Here is a 13,086-nt window from a genome sequence, read left to right as displayed (position 1 = left end):
GGACATTGCAGGTTGGCAGATCAGTCTTCGTCGCAATCGATAAATACGTCACGTACACATTGAATGCCACAGAAGCATTTAAGGTCAACTGTTACACAGGAACCTGTCGCTTCGAAGCGGACTGCATCACAAACTGCATCAAGGTCAAGTTTGCCATTCTTAAACAAATCTACAGCTCTGCCTCTTGCATCACGCGGTTCAAGGACTTGAAGTGTAGCACAGCAGTTATCAAAAACATTTTGCACTCTAAAGAAGATAGAGAAACAGCTTGCACAGTCCCTCACTTTGTTTTGCTCATTCGCAGTTTCGTTTTCCCTATGGAATCGTCTACGATTGAATAACGCTTTGAATGGATTTCCTTCATCATCTAACAGCATGAACACCCGAGTGTTTGCCCGTTGTCTAGCAGGGCTGACAAGGCTGCCAAGCGGAGTCAAGAAGCAGTCGGTTCTGCAATCGTCACAATCGATATCTTCGCGAATATCCTGCACACGTTTAATCGCACGCACCACTTCGCAAATACAATTGTCATGACGGTGTGTATCACTTACTCCTTCAGTTCTTCCACATCCCATTCATTCCACCTCCTTTTTTCAATTCTCTATACTTTATGCGCATGGTGACCAATCGTCAGGGCGGAAAACATGGTTTTGAATAAACTTCTCTTTCCAATGCCATACTGTGAAAAAAAGGGAGGGAATGGATATACGGAAGATTATACTCATCTCACTACTAGCGGTGCTTCTTGCCGGTTGCTCGAAAGATGCGTTCCGGTATCAAAATGATTCAGATGAAGTGGCGGCGCAAGCCGAAACAATCATCCGTCAGGACAAGCGAATCAAATCGGCAGCAGTTGTTTTCCATGATGAGAAACTGCTCGCAGGTATTCGGGTCGAAACATTTTCAAGGTTTAAAAAGAAGAAGGTTGCAGCTGAATTGAAGAAAAAGCTGGAAGAGCAATACCCGGATTTGGATGTGACCGTTTCTGCCGACAGCAAAATTTTATATGAAACAAACAAGCTGATCGATAAAGGAAAAGAGGACGAGCTAGGCAAGGATATTGACCGATTGAAATCACTATTGAAGGAAGAGACGTAATGGACAAAGAACAGTATTCAACAATTGAACAGGAAATATCGCCAAAGCCTTCGATATTAAAAAACGTTTTCAAAGCCTTTATAACAGGCGGCACCATCTGTTTGATCGGACAATTTGTAGCTTTATTCTATATTACTTTTTTTGATTTTACGGAACGAACTGCGAGCAATCCAACAGTCGCGACGATGGTTTTCTTTTCCATGCTGCTTACTGGATTCGGGATTTATAAAAAAATCGGTCAGTTTGGAGGAGCTGGCGGAGCCGTTCCAATCACCGGTTTCGGAAACGCGGTTATCTCCTCAGCAATTGAACATAGAACCGAGGGGTATGTGCTTGGCGTTGGAGGAAATATCTTTAAATTAGCCGGATCGGTTATTCTTTGGGGTGTTTTTTCTGCTTTTGCAGTTGCACTAATTAAAACAATACTCGTCAAAATGGGAGTTGTATCATGGTGACGCGCGGTGTAATTCAATTTAAAACGGCCCCTTCGATTGCAGCAACTGGTGTAACAGCCGGACCGCTCGAGAAACAGAGCCCGTATTTCGAGAGCTTCGACAAGATATACGAAGGGGAAAGATGCGGGCTTGATACAAATGAGCATGGTCATGCGAAATTGATGGAAGATGCCACGATGATCGCACTGAGCAAAGTGAATGCAGTTCCGGAAGATGCGGATTTCTTATTGACAGGCGACTTGGTGAATCAAATGACCCCTTCCAATTTTTGTGCAACTACACTCGGCATTCCATATATCGGCATGTTTTCCGCCTGTGCGACTTCCGTTTCTTCTCTATTGACTGCTGCAATCTTAACGGACGCTGGAATATCTGAACTGGCAATTGCAGGATCAGCCAGTCAGCATAATTCAATTGAAAGACAGTTTCGATATCCGGTCGAATATGGCGTTCAAAAAGGCGATACGGCCCAATGGACAGTAACGGCAGCAGGAGCCGCCGCTGTAACGCCTCACTGCGAAGGTGTGCCCAGTATTGAGAGAGGGACGTTCGGTAAAGCAATCGACATGGGAATGACAGATCCTTTGAACATGGGTGCTGCCATGGCGCCTGCAGCTGCGGATACGCTGTTCCGCCATTTGGAAGGCCATGGTGCGTCGACGGACGATTATGATGTCATTATGACCGGCGATTTAGGGAAAACAGGTTTTGAGATTTTAAAAAGGCTTGTTGATTTAAAGGGAATCCGAAATACTAACAATTTCAGAGATGCCGGCATGGAGTTCTATGGAAAAGATCCGAAGTTTTTCTCCGGTGCCAGCGGTGCAGGTTGCTCTGCCGCCATTTACTTTTCTGAAATCTATAACAAGTTATTATCGAGACAATATCAGCGTGTTTTGCTGATTGCAACTGGCGCCCTATTGTCCCCAATGTCGTTCCAACAGGGAGATACGATTCCGTGTACGGCCCATGCGGTTGAATTAACGATGAAATGAGTGGTTCATTTGTATTCCATCTATATTACCGCCTTTATTGTAGGCGGCTTGATCTGCGTTATTGGACAACTGTTGTTTGATGTCGCAAAACTGACACCAGCCCATACATTATGTACGTTGGTCGTGATCGGCTCCATATTGGCCGGTTTCGGTTTATATGAGCCCTTCGTTGATTTTGCGGGAGCTGGAGCTACCATTCCGATTACCTCATTTGGCAACTCATTGACCCACGGCGCGATGGCTGAAGCTGAAAAACATGGCATCATTGGTGTCTTGACCGGGATGTTTGAAGTAACGAGTTCAGGTATAACATCCGCCATCTTATTTGGATTCATTGCTTCTTTTTTATTTCGATCGAAAGGGAAGGCATGATATCCAGAATGACTGCAGTGCCATATCTGTAGCTTAAAATGGACCAAATCAAATGATTGCACAAAAAATTGTGCGTTTGCCCCCCTCCTTCTTTTCACTTCCTGCATAGGATAGGTGGAAGGGAAGGAGGGGTTAGTAATGTCTGGAGGATACGGTCCTTGGAATCCAGGATGCTTTGGCGGCTGCAACAGCGGCGGCTATGGTGGTGGCTACGGAGGTTCGAATGGTGGTTCTACATTCGTTCTCATCGTTGTTCTCTTCATCCTGTTGATCATTGTTGGCGCTACGTTTGTATAAGAGGAGGGGATGAAGCATGAACGATTCATTTTTCCGGAAAATCGAATCTAAAACAGGCGTGCCAATGGAAGAAGTCTTTGCACTGGCCAATGCGATTCAATATGCCGACTTCAGTGATGAACGGCAAGTTCGCAAAATTGTCAAGAAAGTTGGCAGAATGGCAAACAAAGACGTTCCGCCACATTTGGAAGATGAATTGGTGCGGTCCATTTTGCAAAGCGGCAGTTCTTTCAATATGAACGATATTCAAAAAATGCTTGGAAACTAAAAAAAATAGATAAATAGGTTTCAAGCCTTTCGAATACGGTTATAGAAAGAAAAATATGTTTTAGAAAAGGGGTGTGGAAGATGGGCTATCAGTTGCCGATCCAACCAATTCAATCTCAAATGTATGCAAACCGATTACAAGATGAACGTTACAATTTCGCTTATATCAATCGCGTAGAAAAGGTGAAATTGGATACGGAATTCATGGAGACATTCGATCGGACGCTTGAGAGGCAGTTGAACGATCGTGGGCAAACGGAGCAGCCGGTCCAAACATCCGATTTGCCGCTTTATAAGGATGGATTCATCTATCCGAACCCTGCTAATCTATCACCTGAAATCTCAAGAGTGACAGGGAAAGGATTAGCGATAAATCAATATGTGTAAGAAAAAGAAACCCGCAGCCTAATAAGCAGCGGGTTTCATTATTAACAAAAATACATATAAAAATGATAAGAGGCCGAGGTCCATCTGAGAATCAGATAGGACATGTCAGCCTCTTCTTAATGCGTGATCATTTTTTCCATTGCGCGATGGGGAATGTCAGCATCCATAAACTCTGGCGACGTTACGATATAGCCTAGCTTTTCATAGAATGGAACCGCATAGGCCTGGGCATTTAGAATAATTTTATGCATGCCGGTTTTCAGTGCATACTCTTCAAGGGAATGCATGATCAAATTCCCTAAATGCTTACCTCGAAATTCCTTTAACACACAAACACGTTCCACTTTGCCGACCCCTTGCGTGATTTCCCGAATGCGACCAGCTCCGATCGGCTGGTCATCGGAATAGACGATAAAATGGGCAGCAGAAGCGTCGTGTTCATCCAATTCCAGGTTGAGTGGCACCCCTTGCTCTTCGACAAATACCATCTTCCTGACGGAGAATGCGTCTTCCCGTTCCGGTTCCGAACCGGCTACTTTTACCCGGATCAACGCTTACTGTTCCTCGTCCAGACGGAATGTCTCGTATACCGTCCATGAGCCGTCTTCTAGTTGATACAGAAGATGGATGCGGTCAATCGTCTCCGTATGGTCAACGCCGATCATCTTCAATTGACCAATAATGTCATCATGTTCCGTCGGATTTAATTTTTGTGCAATCGTTACATGGGGAACGAAAGAGTATTCTGTCTGCTTTTCAGTGAATACACCGTCCAAATCTTTGTGGAGCGCCAACAGTTCATCGTTCGGCGTTACTTTGAAGTAAATCGTATTCGTGATTGGTGCAAATGTGCTCACTTTGGAGACGCTTAATTCAAAAGGGTTGTTTTTCGCAGCGATGTTACGGATCTCTTTTGCGACTTGCTCAATTTCTGTATCGTTCGCCTCGAATACATCCTTTAATGTCATATGAGGTGTAATTAGTGCATAGTGGGGATCATACCGCTTCCTGTAGCCGTTCGCCAAATCTTGCAGCTTTTTTGATGGAAACGCAACAACACCATATTTCATAATAAAAGACCTCCTCTAGAATATGATTCCAACCTGATACGGTTAATTATAACAGATACATTTGATTTTTGTCTTATTTGGCATCATTATAAGATTTCAATAAAGCTCTCTTGACATCTTTTTGCCAATATTTCCATGTATGATTCCCCTCGAATTCTTCATAGAAATAAGGGAAGCCTTTTTCTTTAATTGCTTCATTCAATTGACGGTTGGGAGTCAGGAAATCCCGGATGCCGTCAACGGTTGTTTGGACTTCGGTCTCCTCCAGGCCGATGACATGGTAGATGGAAAGGCTGGATGGGTCTTTTGCCTGCTTCACTTTTTCGAGGACAGATTCGTCCACATATGGCGAATGCAGCATCACTTTTCCAAAACAATTCGGATATTTCAAGGCAGTCAACAGCGATATGGTGGCAGCCAAGGAATCTCCGATCAGTCCTCTTCCTGCACCCACTTGATACGTTGGATAGTTCTCATCGATGTAGGGAATAAGCTCATGAGCTAGAAAACGGATATATGCTTCGTGCCTGTCCCCTTCAGGGTGATACATCCTTCTGCGCTCCATGACGGATTTATAAGGAACCCCGACGACGATCATATTATCGATCTCGCCTTCTTCCATCAGCTCATCTGCCACTCGGCCGATGCGGCCATATTGGAAATAGTCCTTGCCGTCCGATGCGATCAGGACGGAGTGCTTGTATAAAGGCGAATAATGGTGGGGCAAGTGGATCAGCAGCTGCATTTCTTCATTAAGTGCCTTACTGTAAAGGGTTACTTCTTCTATTTTACCGTAATTCAATTTGGGACCTCCTCATGACTGTCATGTATTGAAATTGTAACATAGGATGAAGAACAGGTATAATGCTTGGATAGGATGTACAAAAAAGCGGAGGTTTCCCTTCCTCTTTATTGAAGTTGGATTCTTTCGAAAGAAAAGGGGTCATTGATATGTTTACCGGGAAAAATATCGTTCATTCCGATGTCGTGACGGAAGCGACAAAACAGGCGCTCATCCGCCGAGGGGTGGAGCTTGAGGATATTGCGAAAATCGTCTATGAAATGCAAGCACCTTATAATCCGAGCCTGGATTTGGAGGAATGCCTGGATTCAGTTGAAAAAGTGCTTCGGAAACGTGAATTGCAGCATGCCATTCTTGTTGGAATTGAACTAGATGAACTAGCAGAGCAGAAAAAGCTGTCTGCACCTCTCCAGCAGATCGTAGAAAATGACGAAGGGCTGTTTGGTGTCGATGAGACGATTGCGTTAGGTGCCGTCTTTACTTATGGATCGATAGCTGTTACGACATTCGGCCATCTTGATAAGAATAAAATAGGCATCATCAATGAGCTGGACACGAAAAAAGGGCGCGGCGTTCATACATTCCTTGATGATCTGGTAGCCAGTGTCGCATCTTGTGCAGCTTCCCGAATTGCTCATCGGACGCGCGACTTGGAAGAAGCCGGGCTCACCTATGCAGATATTAAAGACAAACAGTAAATAGTATTGTAAAGAGAGGGACAGAGCGTTTCAAGCTGTCCTTCTTTTGTTGCGGATGAAGGTGGAACCGCTTGCAAATTACTGATAATTTACTAAGAAACGTTGACAAAAGAGTCAGCCTTCATGTTAAAATGGACACTAAGTTGCAAAACTATGAAAAAAGGGGAGAAAGATTGAATGAAGAATAGTAAAATACGTTTATTTGCTTTGATTACTATGATCGCTATGCTCGTTCTTGCAGCATGCGGTACGGATGATTCAAGCAAAGGCTCGGGTTCTGATTCCGGGAAGAAGAAAGAGGACTACAAATATCTAAGTATTCTAACGGGTGGTACACAAGGTACGTACTATGCACTCGGCGGTGCGCTCGCAAATTACATTAATGATGAAACGGGCATCAAAACGACTGCTGAGGTTTCACAAGCATCCGCTGCGAATATGACAGCTTTGAAAGAAAACAAGGCTGAATTGGCTTTCGTTCAAACGGATATCGCGTATTATGCTTCTAAAGGCGAAATGATGTTTGACGGAGAAAAGATTGATAACGTTTCTGCTATCGGAGCACTTTATCCGGAAACAGTCCAATTGGTAACACTTGAAAAATCAGGCATTAAGACTTTTGAAGACTTGAAAGGCAAAAAGGTGTCTGTAGGGGCGCCAGGTTCAGGTACATATGCAAACGCTGAACAGCTGCTTGAAGTTCACGGCTTGACAATGGATGATATTCAACCACAGAACCTTGACTTCGGTGAATCCCAAGAGAGCTTGCAGGCTGGCCAAATTGATGCCGCTTTCATTACTGCCGGTACACCGACTGGAGCTGTTGAGGGCTTGAATGCAAGCGCTCAAGTATTTGTCGTTCCTGTATCCGATGAAAAGGCTGATGAATTGATTTCCAAGTATCAATACTACGCAAAAGACGTCATTCCTGCTGGCACATATGGCTTGAAAGACGAAACACCGACAGTTTCTGTTGGAGCAATGATTGTCGTGCAAAACGATGTTCCAGAAGACTTGGCTTACGAAATCACGAAAGCGATTTATGACAATGCATCCCAATTGGAGCATGCAAAGGGTAAATTGATCAAAGCTGAAACAGGTCTTGATGGAATCGGAATTCCAGTACACCCTGGTGCACAGAAGTATTTCGATGAAGTGAATAAGTAATTCATGACGGCACGTTAATGAACGGGGCGGTGAAGCGATTGCTTCTGCCGTCCCCTTCTTCATTACTCGAATGGAAAGGAAGTGACGGATGAGAAAGAAACGGATCAACCTGACCATTCTTTTGCTGTTACTCCTAATCGCCCTCATCTTTTTTTTCCTGCCTATACGAAAGGCATTCACTTTTACTGAGTATCGGACAGATCACCCGGCAATTTACTATTTAAAACTGTCGGAAGAAACGGAATTTCAAATCCGGTATGTCCACTCGATCTTTCTATCCAATGTGCTGGAAACCTACCAAGTTGTCCGCGGGGATAAAATCAAAATGCTGTCCATGAAATACGAAGATGTAGGGATCGGACTGCCCGGCTATGCAGAGGAAGGGGAGTCTCTGACAGTGAAGGACGGCATGTATACGCTTACTTACGATAATCGTATCATAGAGTCGTTCGTCTTATACGTCGGTGATGTGGATTCCGATCTTGCGTTCAGATATGAGCAGTATGAATACGATTTAAAACAACATTTGACGAGAGGGAAATCGTACCTATTTCGTATTGAAAGAATCTCCCTGTTTCAAATGATGAAAGGAGTCAATTTGAGTGGTTAAAGAAAAGAAGCAGCATGACTTGACCGATGAGCAGTTTGATATGTTGTCGGAAGAGGAACAGCTTGAGATTTTACAGAAATATGATCCTGAGTCCAATACGCGAAATGTGAAAGGCATTTTTAAATACATCGTATTTGGCGGATTGCTCGCATTTTCCCTATTTCAATTATACACATCGATTGGAACGCCATTTACTGCGTACATACAACGTTCCATCCATTTAGGGTTTGCTCTATCGCTAGTCTTTATCCTTTTTCCGGCTAGGAAGAAGCCAGGAGTCAAGAAAGACAAAGTGCCATTTTATGATATTATCCTTTCATTGATAGCCATTTGTGTAGGACTATATTGGCCATTGTTTTATGAAGATCTCGTTGGGCGAGTTGGAAGAGTGTCTTCCCTCGATTTAACAGTCGGCATTGCAGCAGTCCTGTTGACTTTGGAAGCGGCTCGCCGCGCAGTAGGATTGCCTATTACAATCATTTCTTCCGTATTTCTTGTCTACGCCTTCTTTGGACCCTATTTCCCTGGGTTCTTGGCACATCGCGGGCAAGATGTCGAAAGTCTGGTCCAATTAATGTTCTTCACGACGGATGGTATTTTAGGTACTCCGATCAGTGTGTCAGCCACATTCATTTTTGTCTTCCTATTGTTTGGGGCTTTCCTCGTCAAAACGGGGGTCGGAAACTACTTCAATGACCTGGCTGTTGTTCTGGCTGGCCGCTTAACTGGCGGACCTGCAAAGGTTGCGATTTTCTCCAGTGCATTGCAAGGAACCATTTCTGGTAGTTCCGTAGCGAATGTTGTCGGTTCAGGTTCTTACACGATTCCGATGATGAAAAAGCTTGGCTACCGAAAAGAGTTCGCTGGGGGCGTTGAAGCAGCGGCATCTACCGGGGGACAAATTATGCCACCGATCATGGGGGCAGCTGCATTCTTAATGGTTGAATTCATCGGGAATGTGACCTATTGGGAAATTGCCAAGGCTGCAGCTATTCCGGCATTGCTTTACTTTACGGGCATCTGGATTATGACCCATTTCGAAGCGAAGCGCGTAGGCTTGCAAGGCATGTCAGAAGATCAAATACCGAATCGGAAAGCGACGTTAAAGAAAATCTACTTGTTATTACCAATTATCGGAATCATCGTGTTCCTATTGCTTGGTATCCCAACGATGAAAGCTGCATTGCTTGGTATTGTCTTGACGTTAATTGTAAGCTTCTTCGATAAGTCGACACGGTTAGGCATCAAGGATATCATCATGGCACTTGTCGATGGAGCCCGGACTGCACTTGCTGTCGCAGCTGCAACGGCATGTGCCGGAATTATTGTGGGTGTAGTTGTGAAAACCGGTCTTGGCTTAAGTCTTGCTAACGGCTTGATCGCAGCAGCAGGCGGCAACATTGTCTTAACGCTCGTCTTCACGATGCTTGCAGCCATTGTATTAGGTATGGGATCTCCGACAACAGCAAACTATGTCATTACTTCAACGATTGCTGCACCAGCCATTATTAAGCTATTGATGTTGGATATGCCGACAGATGCGGCTGTGCCGATTGTCATTGCTGTCTCAGCGCATTTGTTCGTATTCTACTTTGGAATTGTTGCGGATATTACGCCTCCTGTAGCTCTTGCGGCATTTGCAGCTTCGGGCATATCTGGCGGTGATCCAATTAAAACAGGGGTCAACTCAGCCAAATTGGCGATTGCCGCCTTCATAATTCCGTATATGTTTGTCTTCAATCCAGCGTTGCTCATGATCGATTCATCCTTCTTTGAAATCATCTGGGTGACTTTCACTGCCATCATTGGGATGGTTGCGATTGGAGCCGGAATAATCGGTTATTGGTACCGTAAGTGTAACTTGATTGAACGACTCATCATCGTGGCGACTGGACTATTGTTGATCTTCCCTGAGACGATCACGGACATCGTCGGTATGACGTTGTTTGCTATCATGTTCGCCATCCAATGGAAGACAGGAAGAAAAGATAAAATGGCAGTTGCATAATGTTATGAAAAGGCTGTCCAGAAATCAGTGAGATCTGATTCGCTGAGACAGCCTTTTTTATTTATGACTTTTAAGGGGAAAATCAAGCCGCTAATTATAAATATAATAGAAGAAAAATTTGTTTTGCCCACTCCTAAGCATAGGAAAATCATTCCTGTTGACCCTCGCAAAATGAATATGGATAAACCCTGTACATAAAAGTCCACCCATTTAAACTGATTATGGCTACCCACAAATATCATTTCCTCACTTCATCATTCCATGGTTTTTTTGATTTTCTCAACTCCTTATTTTAATGCCCCATGATGAATGTAAATAACTGTTATCCAATGTAACTGAGAGAGAGAAATTGAACATTGATTCATAGAATTTATTGAAAATTCATATTGATGAGCGTATAGTAGTAGGAAGGAATTAATAAATTCCCAAAGTGTTTACAGATGAAAAAAAGGGACTGCTTGCTGGGGGGATCTGGTGTGTACTTGTCTTATTTGAAACATGAATTTCTTATTACAGCTAGAAGCAAAAAAAATGTTCCGTTTGTCTTGTTTTTAGGGGCGCTTCTATTCAGTTATTGTTTTATTTTTTTACCAGGGGAGAAAACGAAAGAGACGTTTGACAAGGAAGCGCTCGAAGCCTCGATGGTAGCAATTCAACTGGAACAAACATTAAGGGAAGAAAAGGGGACGACGGGCATCGTCTACCATACCGGTGTGCCCGTTTATGCATGGAATGCTCTTTATTACGACTTGAAAAACATACTGTTGCATGCTTACGAGACAAAGAATTATCTTCGCTACATCCAATTTAGGGAGTACTACTTACGGTTAAATGGCGATGAATATCTCAATGACCAGGATCTTTTTAAATCATCTCCATTTCCAGGTAAAGACAGGCAGCATTTGTACTTGCAAACGCTCATCCGATATGATGATTATCTGAATAATAACCATCCGGTTACATTTGGCATGATTTACGAAAAGACGGGGTTGCAAGCATTACAAAATTTCGTTGAACAATACGGATTCCATCTTTTTCTCTTTTGTGTCTTGTACTTTAGCAGCGATATTCTTTCAAGAGATCGAAGGCATCGTACTGTGTTGCAAGGAATGCCATTGGCCTGGTATCGGCAGCTTAATTTGAAGTCCTTATCGGTATACCTATTTAGTCTTCTACTTATGCTGGCTTTCATGGCTTCAGGTGTGATTCTCATGACAATTCAATATGGTTTTGGCCACTTCGATCTACATGTTCCCATCATGATTGCACAAAAGACCTTTAAACTCGAGGATTATGATGTCATGACAATTGGAGCGTTTCTAGCAAAAGCACTGTTCGCACTTCCAATTCTTGCGTTCCTATTCGTTCGATTATCAATTTTACTAAGCTTGATCGTGAAAAATGAATGGGTTGTCTTGTTGGTTGGAAGTCTGCTCTTATTTTCAGATGCCCTCTTCCTAACGCGGACATCACGAGAATTATTCGGCTACGATATTAGTTTGTTTCCGCAAACGTATTTTGATTTCGGGAAGATTGTTACAGGTGAGAAGAATTATTTTTTGAATACAGAAACGATTGCTTATTCGAAGGGGATTGTTGTGTTGCTCATAACGATTGCAGTCATCGAATGTCTCTTATTCCTCTTCTCAAGAATCATTAACAAACGACGCTATTATCAAGCGGGCTGATAAAGGAAGTGCATGGATATGGTTTGGACATATGTAAAGTTTGAAATGAAATTGCTTTTGCATAATCGGAAAAACTGGATTCTTGGCATGGCACTCGTTCTGTTTTTTCCTCTCTATTCTATTCATTATAATGACTTGAAAGTAAAGGACTTATTGAAGTTGAAGAATGATCAATCTGAGCAGATGATGGATATTTTCAATGGATTCACAATGGAATTTAGAGACGGTCCTGATGGGGAAGAGCTTTACAATAATTTAACTCAGCAATCTTCATTGATTAATATGCAAAGCTTCTATTTATGGCGAAATGATCGACATGATTTGTATATTGACCATGGACTGAAATTAAATAAATTGAGACTCGAGATGCATGAATTGGGAAATAGAGGAATTAATCCGATCTATATTATTCCAATAGATGAGATAAATAAAGAAAATGCTCTGCTAAGATATTATAAAGAACACAAGCTGCCTATTCTGCAAGACCCGTATGTCGCAAGCATGTATATGCCTGTAGCCATGAACACACTTAGCGGAATTCTTTTCTTGCTATTTGTCTTGTTGATGGGAGGCAGCATGATGCTCCATGATCATCAACATTCTACCGTTGTCAGGGGCTTTCCTGTTTCATTTATGCAAAAAGTGCATTGTAAAGTGGCCGTTCATTTTATTCAAATCTTTTTATTCCTTTTGGCAGGCATTGCGGCAGGAACTATTTTTGTCTCCAGTAAGAAAGGGATGGGAGACTTCAATTTACCGGTTCTCCTCTACCAAAACGGTGATTTTATCGCTGTCCCGACTTGGAAGTATTATGGTTACATGATTATCTCATTTGCTTTAATAGCTGTCCTGTTGCTCTATGCAACTGCTTTACTGAACATCCTGACGAAAAACATGTATGCAGGCATCCTGGCCATCCTGGCTATTTACTATCTCCCGGATTTGCTTTTGGCCACAGGCATTAAGTGGAATTTCCTGCAAGCCATTAAGTTTGTTGATATCGGCTATGTCTTAAGCGGCGATGCGGCAATGGACTTTACTAGTACAAAGCTTGACTTTACCCATATGTATGGCTGGCTGCTGCTATTTAATTTGCTGGTTGTTGGCATTCTTTATTGGAAAACTAGAGTGACAAAGAATCGTAAAGATATACCTGTAAATGTAAATTGAAG

The 13,086-nt window shown here is 43.0% G+C and carries 17 protein-coding genes; 13 read left to right on the top strand and 4 right to left on the bottom strand.

The window, feature by feature from the left end; all coding sequences use genetic code 11:
* Positions 1 to 20: 20 nt before the first annotated feature.
* Complete coding sequence (locus ACSW3C_RS02885) at positions 21 to 575, bottom strand: CotY/CotZ family spore coat protein (protein WP_486560782.1); 555 nt, start codon at positions 573 to 575, stop codon at positions 21 to 23.
* A 124-nt stretch (positions 576 to 699) separates the two neighbouring features.
* Between ACSW3C_RS02885 and ACSW3C_RS02880 the strand changes: the two genes are divergently transcribed.
* The 7 genes from ACSW3C_RS02880 (at position 700) to ACSW3C_RS02850 (ending at position 3,871) form a co-directional block, all read left to right on the top strand.
* A complete protein-coding gene (locus ACSW3C_RS02880) occupies positions 700 to 1,098 on the top strand; it encodes a hypothetical protein (protein WP_486560781.1) in 399 nt (132 codons plus the stop codon).
* The gene (gene spoVAC, locus ACSW3C_RS02875) at positions 1,098 to 1,553 is read left to right on the top strand and encodes a stage V sporulation protein AC (RefSeq protein WP_486560780.1); all 456 of its coding nucleotides are present in this window, start codon (positions 1,098 to 1,100) and stop codon (positions 1,551 to 1,553) included. The genes ACSW3C_RS02880 and spoVAC overlap by 1 nt, the downstream gene beginning before the upstream one ends.
* Positions 1,547 to 2,548 (top strand): stage V sporulation protein AD, encoded by a 1,002-nt coding sequence (locus ACSW3C_RS02870; protein ID WP_486560779.1) that lies wholly within the window; start codon positions 1,547 to 1,549, stop codon positions 2,546 to 2,548. Before spoVAC ends, ACSW3C_RS02870 begins: the two co-directional genes overlap by 7 nt.
* Before the next feature lie 9 nt (positions 2,549 to 2,557).
* A complete protein-coding gene (gene spoVAE, locus ACSW3C_RS02865; protein ID WP_238083182.1) occupies positions 2,558 to 2,920 on the top strand; it encodes a stage V sporulation protein AE in 363 nt (120 codons plus the stop codon).
* A gap of 138 nt (positions 2,921 to 3,058) precedes the next feature.
* Positions 3,059 to 3,217: a YjcZ family sporulation protein gene (locus tag ACSW3C_RS02860; protein WP_486560778.1), complete on the top strand. Its 159-nt coding sequence runs from the start codon at positions 3,059 to 3,061 to the stop codon at positions 3,215 to 3,217.
* A gap of 16 nt (positions 3,218 to 3,233) precedes the next feature.
* Positions 3,234 to 3,485: a stage VI sporulation protein F gene (locus ACSW3C_RS02855; RefSeq protein WP_486560777.1), complete on the top strand. Its 252-nt coding sequence runs from the start codon at positions 3,234 to 3,236 to the stop codon at positions 3,483 to 3,485.
* An 80-nt stretch (positions 3,486 to 3,565) separates the two neighbouring features.
* On the top strand, positions 3,566 to 3,871 hold the full coding sequence (locus tag ACSW3C_RS02850; protein ID WP_486560776.1) for a hypothetical protein: 306 nt from the start codon (positions 3,566 to 3,568) through the stop codon (positions 3,869 to 3,871).
* A 116-nt stretch (positions 3,872 to 3,987) separates the two neighbouring features.
* Here ACSW3C_RS02850 and ACSW3C_RS02845 read toward each other — a convergent pair whose 3' ends face one another.
* From ACSW3C_RS02845 to ACSW3C_RS02835, 3 genes are all read right to left on the bottom strand, one after another.
* On the bottom strand, positions 3,988 to 4,422 hold the full coding sequence (locus tag ACSW3C_RS02845) for a GNAT family N-acetyltransferase (RefSeq protein ID WP_486560775.1): 435 nt from the start codon (positions 4,420 to 4,422) through the stop codon (positions 3,988 to 3,990).
* A 3-nt stretch (positions 4,423 to 4,425) separates the two neighbouring features.
* Positions 4,426 to 4,941 carry a YjcG family protein gene (locus ACSW3C_RS02840; RefSeq protein ID WP_486560774.1) on the bottom strand — a complete coding sequence of 172 codons (516 nt, stop codon included), beginning with the start codon at positions 4,939 to 4,941 and terminating at the stop codon, positions 4,426 to 4,428.
* A 73-nt stretch (positions 4,942 to 5,014) separates the two neighbouring features.
* The gene (locus tag ACSW3C_RS02835) at positions 5,015 to 5,743 is read right to left on the bottom strand and encodes an alpha/beta hydrolase (RefSeq protein ID WP_486560773.1); all 729 of its coding nucleotides are present in this window, start codon (positions 5,741 to 5,743) and stop codon (positions 5,015 to 5,017) included.
* Between the two features lie 149 nt (positions 5,744 to 5,892).
* Here ACSW3C_RS02835 and ACSW3C_RS02830 point away from each other — a divergent pair, with 149 nt between their 5' ends.
* From ACSW3C_RS02830 to ACSW3C_RS02805, 6 genes are all read left to right on the top strand, one after another.
* On the top strand, positions 5,893 to 6,441 hold the full coding sequence (locus tag ACSW3C_RS02830) for a phosphatidylglycerophosphatase A family protein (protein ID WP_238082933.1): 549 nt from the start codon (positions 5,893 to 5,895) through the stop codon (positions 6,439 to 6,441).
* Between the two features lie 177 nt (positions 6,442 to 6,618).
* Positions 6,619 to 7,608, top strand: a complete 990-nt coding sequence (locus ACSW3C_RS02825; protein WP_486560772.1) for a TAXI family TRAP transporter solute-binding subunit — start codon at positions 6,619 to 6,621, stop codon at positions 7,606 to 7,608.
* Positions 7,609 to 7,696: 88 nt separating this feature from the next.
* On the top strand, positions 7,697 to 8,218 hold the full coding sequence (locus tag ACSW3C_RS02820; RefSeq protein WP_486560770.1) for a DUF1850 domain-containing protein: 522 nt from the start codon (positions 7,697 to 7,699) through the stop codon (positions 8,216 to 8,218).
* Between the two features lie 40 nt (positions 8,219 to 8,258).
* Entirely contained in the window at positions 8,259 to 10,226 is a 1,968-nt protein-coding gene (locus ACSW3C_RS02815; RefSeq protein ID WP_486560886.1) for a TRAP transporter permease, read from the top strand.
* 476 nt (positions 10,227 to 10,702) lie between these two features.
* A complete protein-coding gene (locus ACSW3C_RS02810; protein ID WP_486560769.1) occupies positions 10,703 to 11,914 on the top strand; it encodes a hypothetical protein in 1,212 nt (403 codons plus the stop codon).
* Positions 11,915 to 11,932: 18 nt separating this feature from the next.
* Positions 11,933 to 13,084 (top strand): hypothetical protein, encoded by a 1,152-nt coding sequence (locus tag ACSW3C_RS02805; RefSeq protein WP_486560768.1) that lies wholly within the window; start codon positions 11,933 to 11,935, stop codon positions 13,082 to 13,084.
* Positions 13,085 to 13,086 lie beyond the last annotated feature (2 nt).

Source organism: Sporosarcina sp. AD_1, assembly GCF_057373025.1.
This window is presented reverse-complemented; position numbering and strand designations above follow the sequence as displayed.

Excerpts from the sequence above, each read along its gene's own strand:
- ACSW3C_RS02885 (WP_486560782.1), bottom strand. The coding sequence starts at position 575 with ATGGGATGTGGAAGAACTGAAGGAGTAAGTGATACACACCGTCATGAC.
- ACSW3C_RS02880 (WP_486560781.1), top strand. The coding sequence starts at position 700 with ATGGATATACGGAAGATTATACTCATCTCACTACTAGCGGTGCTTCTT.
- spoVAC (WP_486560780.1), top strand. The coding sequence starts at position 1,098 with ATGGACAAAGAACAGTATTCAACAATTGAACAGGAAATATCGCCAAAG.
- ACSW3C_RS02870 (WP_486560779.1), top strand. The coding sequence starts at position 1,547 with ATGGTGACGCGCGGTGTAATTCAATTTAAAACGGCCCCTTCGATTGCA.
- ACSW3C_RS02860 (WP_486560778.1), top strand. The coding sequence starts at position 3,059 with ATGTCTGGAGGATACGGTCCTTGGAATCCAGGATGCTTTGGCGGCTGC.
- ACSW3C_RS02855 (WP_486560777.1), top strand. The coding sequence starts at position 3,234 with ATGAACGATTCATTTTTCCGGAAAATCGAATCTAAAACAGGCGTGCCA.
- ACSW3C_RS02850 (WP_486560776.1), top strand. The coding sequence starts at position 3,566 with ATGGGCTATCAGTTGCCGATCCAACCAATTCAATCTCAAATGTATGCA.
- ACSW3C_RS02840 (WP_486560774.1), bottom strand. The coding sequence starts at position 4,941 with ATGAAATATGGTGTTGTTGCGTTTCCATCAAAAAAGCTGCAAGATTTG.
- ACSW3C_RS02830 (WP_238082933.1), top strand. The coding sequence starts at position 5,893 with ATGTTTACCGGGAAAAATATCGTTCATTCCGATGTCGTGACGGAAGCG.
- ACSW3C_RS02825 (WP_486560772.1), top strand. The coding sequence starts at position 6,619 with ATGAAGAATAGTAAAATACGTTTATTTGCTTTGATTACTATGATCGCT.
- ACSW3C_RS02820 (WP_486560770.1), top strand. The coding sequence starts at position 7,697 with ATGAGAAAGAAACGGATCAACCTGACCATTCTTTTGCTGTTACTCCTA.
- ACSW3C_RS02815 (WP_486560886.1), top strand. The coding sequence starts at position 8,259 with ATGTTGTCGGAAGAGGAACAGCTTGAGATTTTACAGAAATATGATCCT.
- ACSW3C_RS02805 (WP_486560768.1), top strand. The coding sequence starts at position 11,933 with ATGGTTTGGACATATGTAAAGTTTGAAATGAAATTGCTTTTGCATAAT.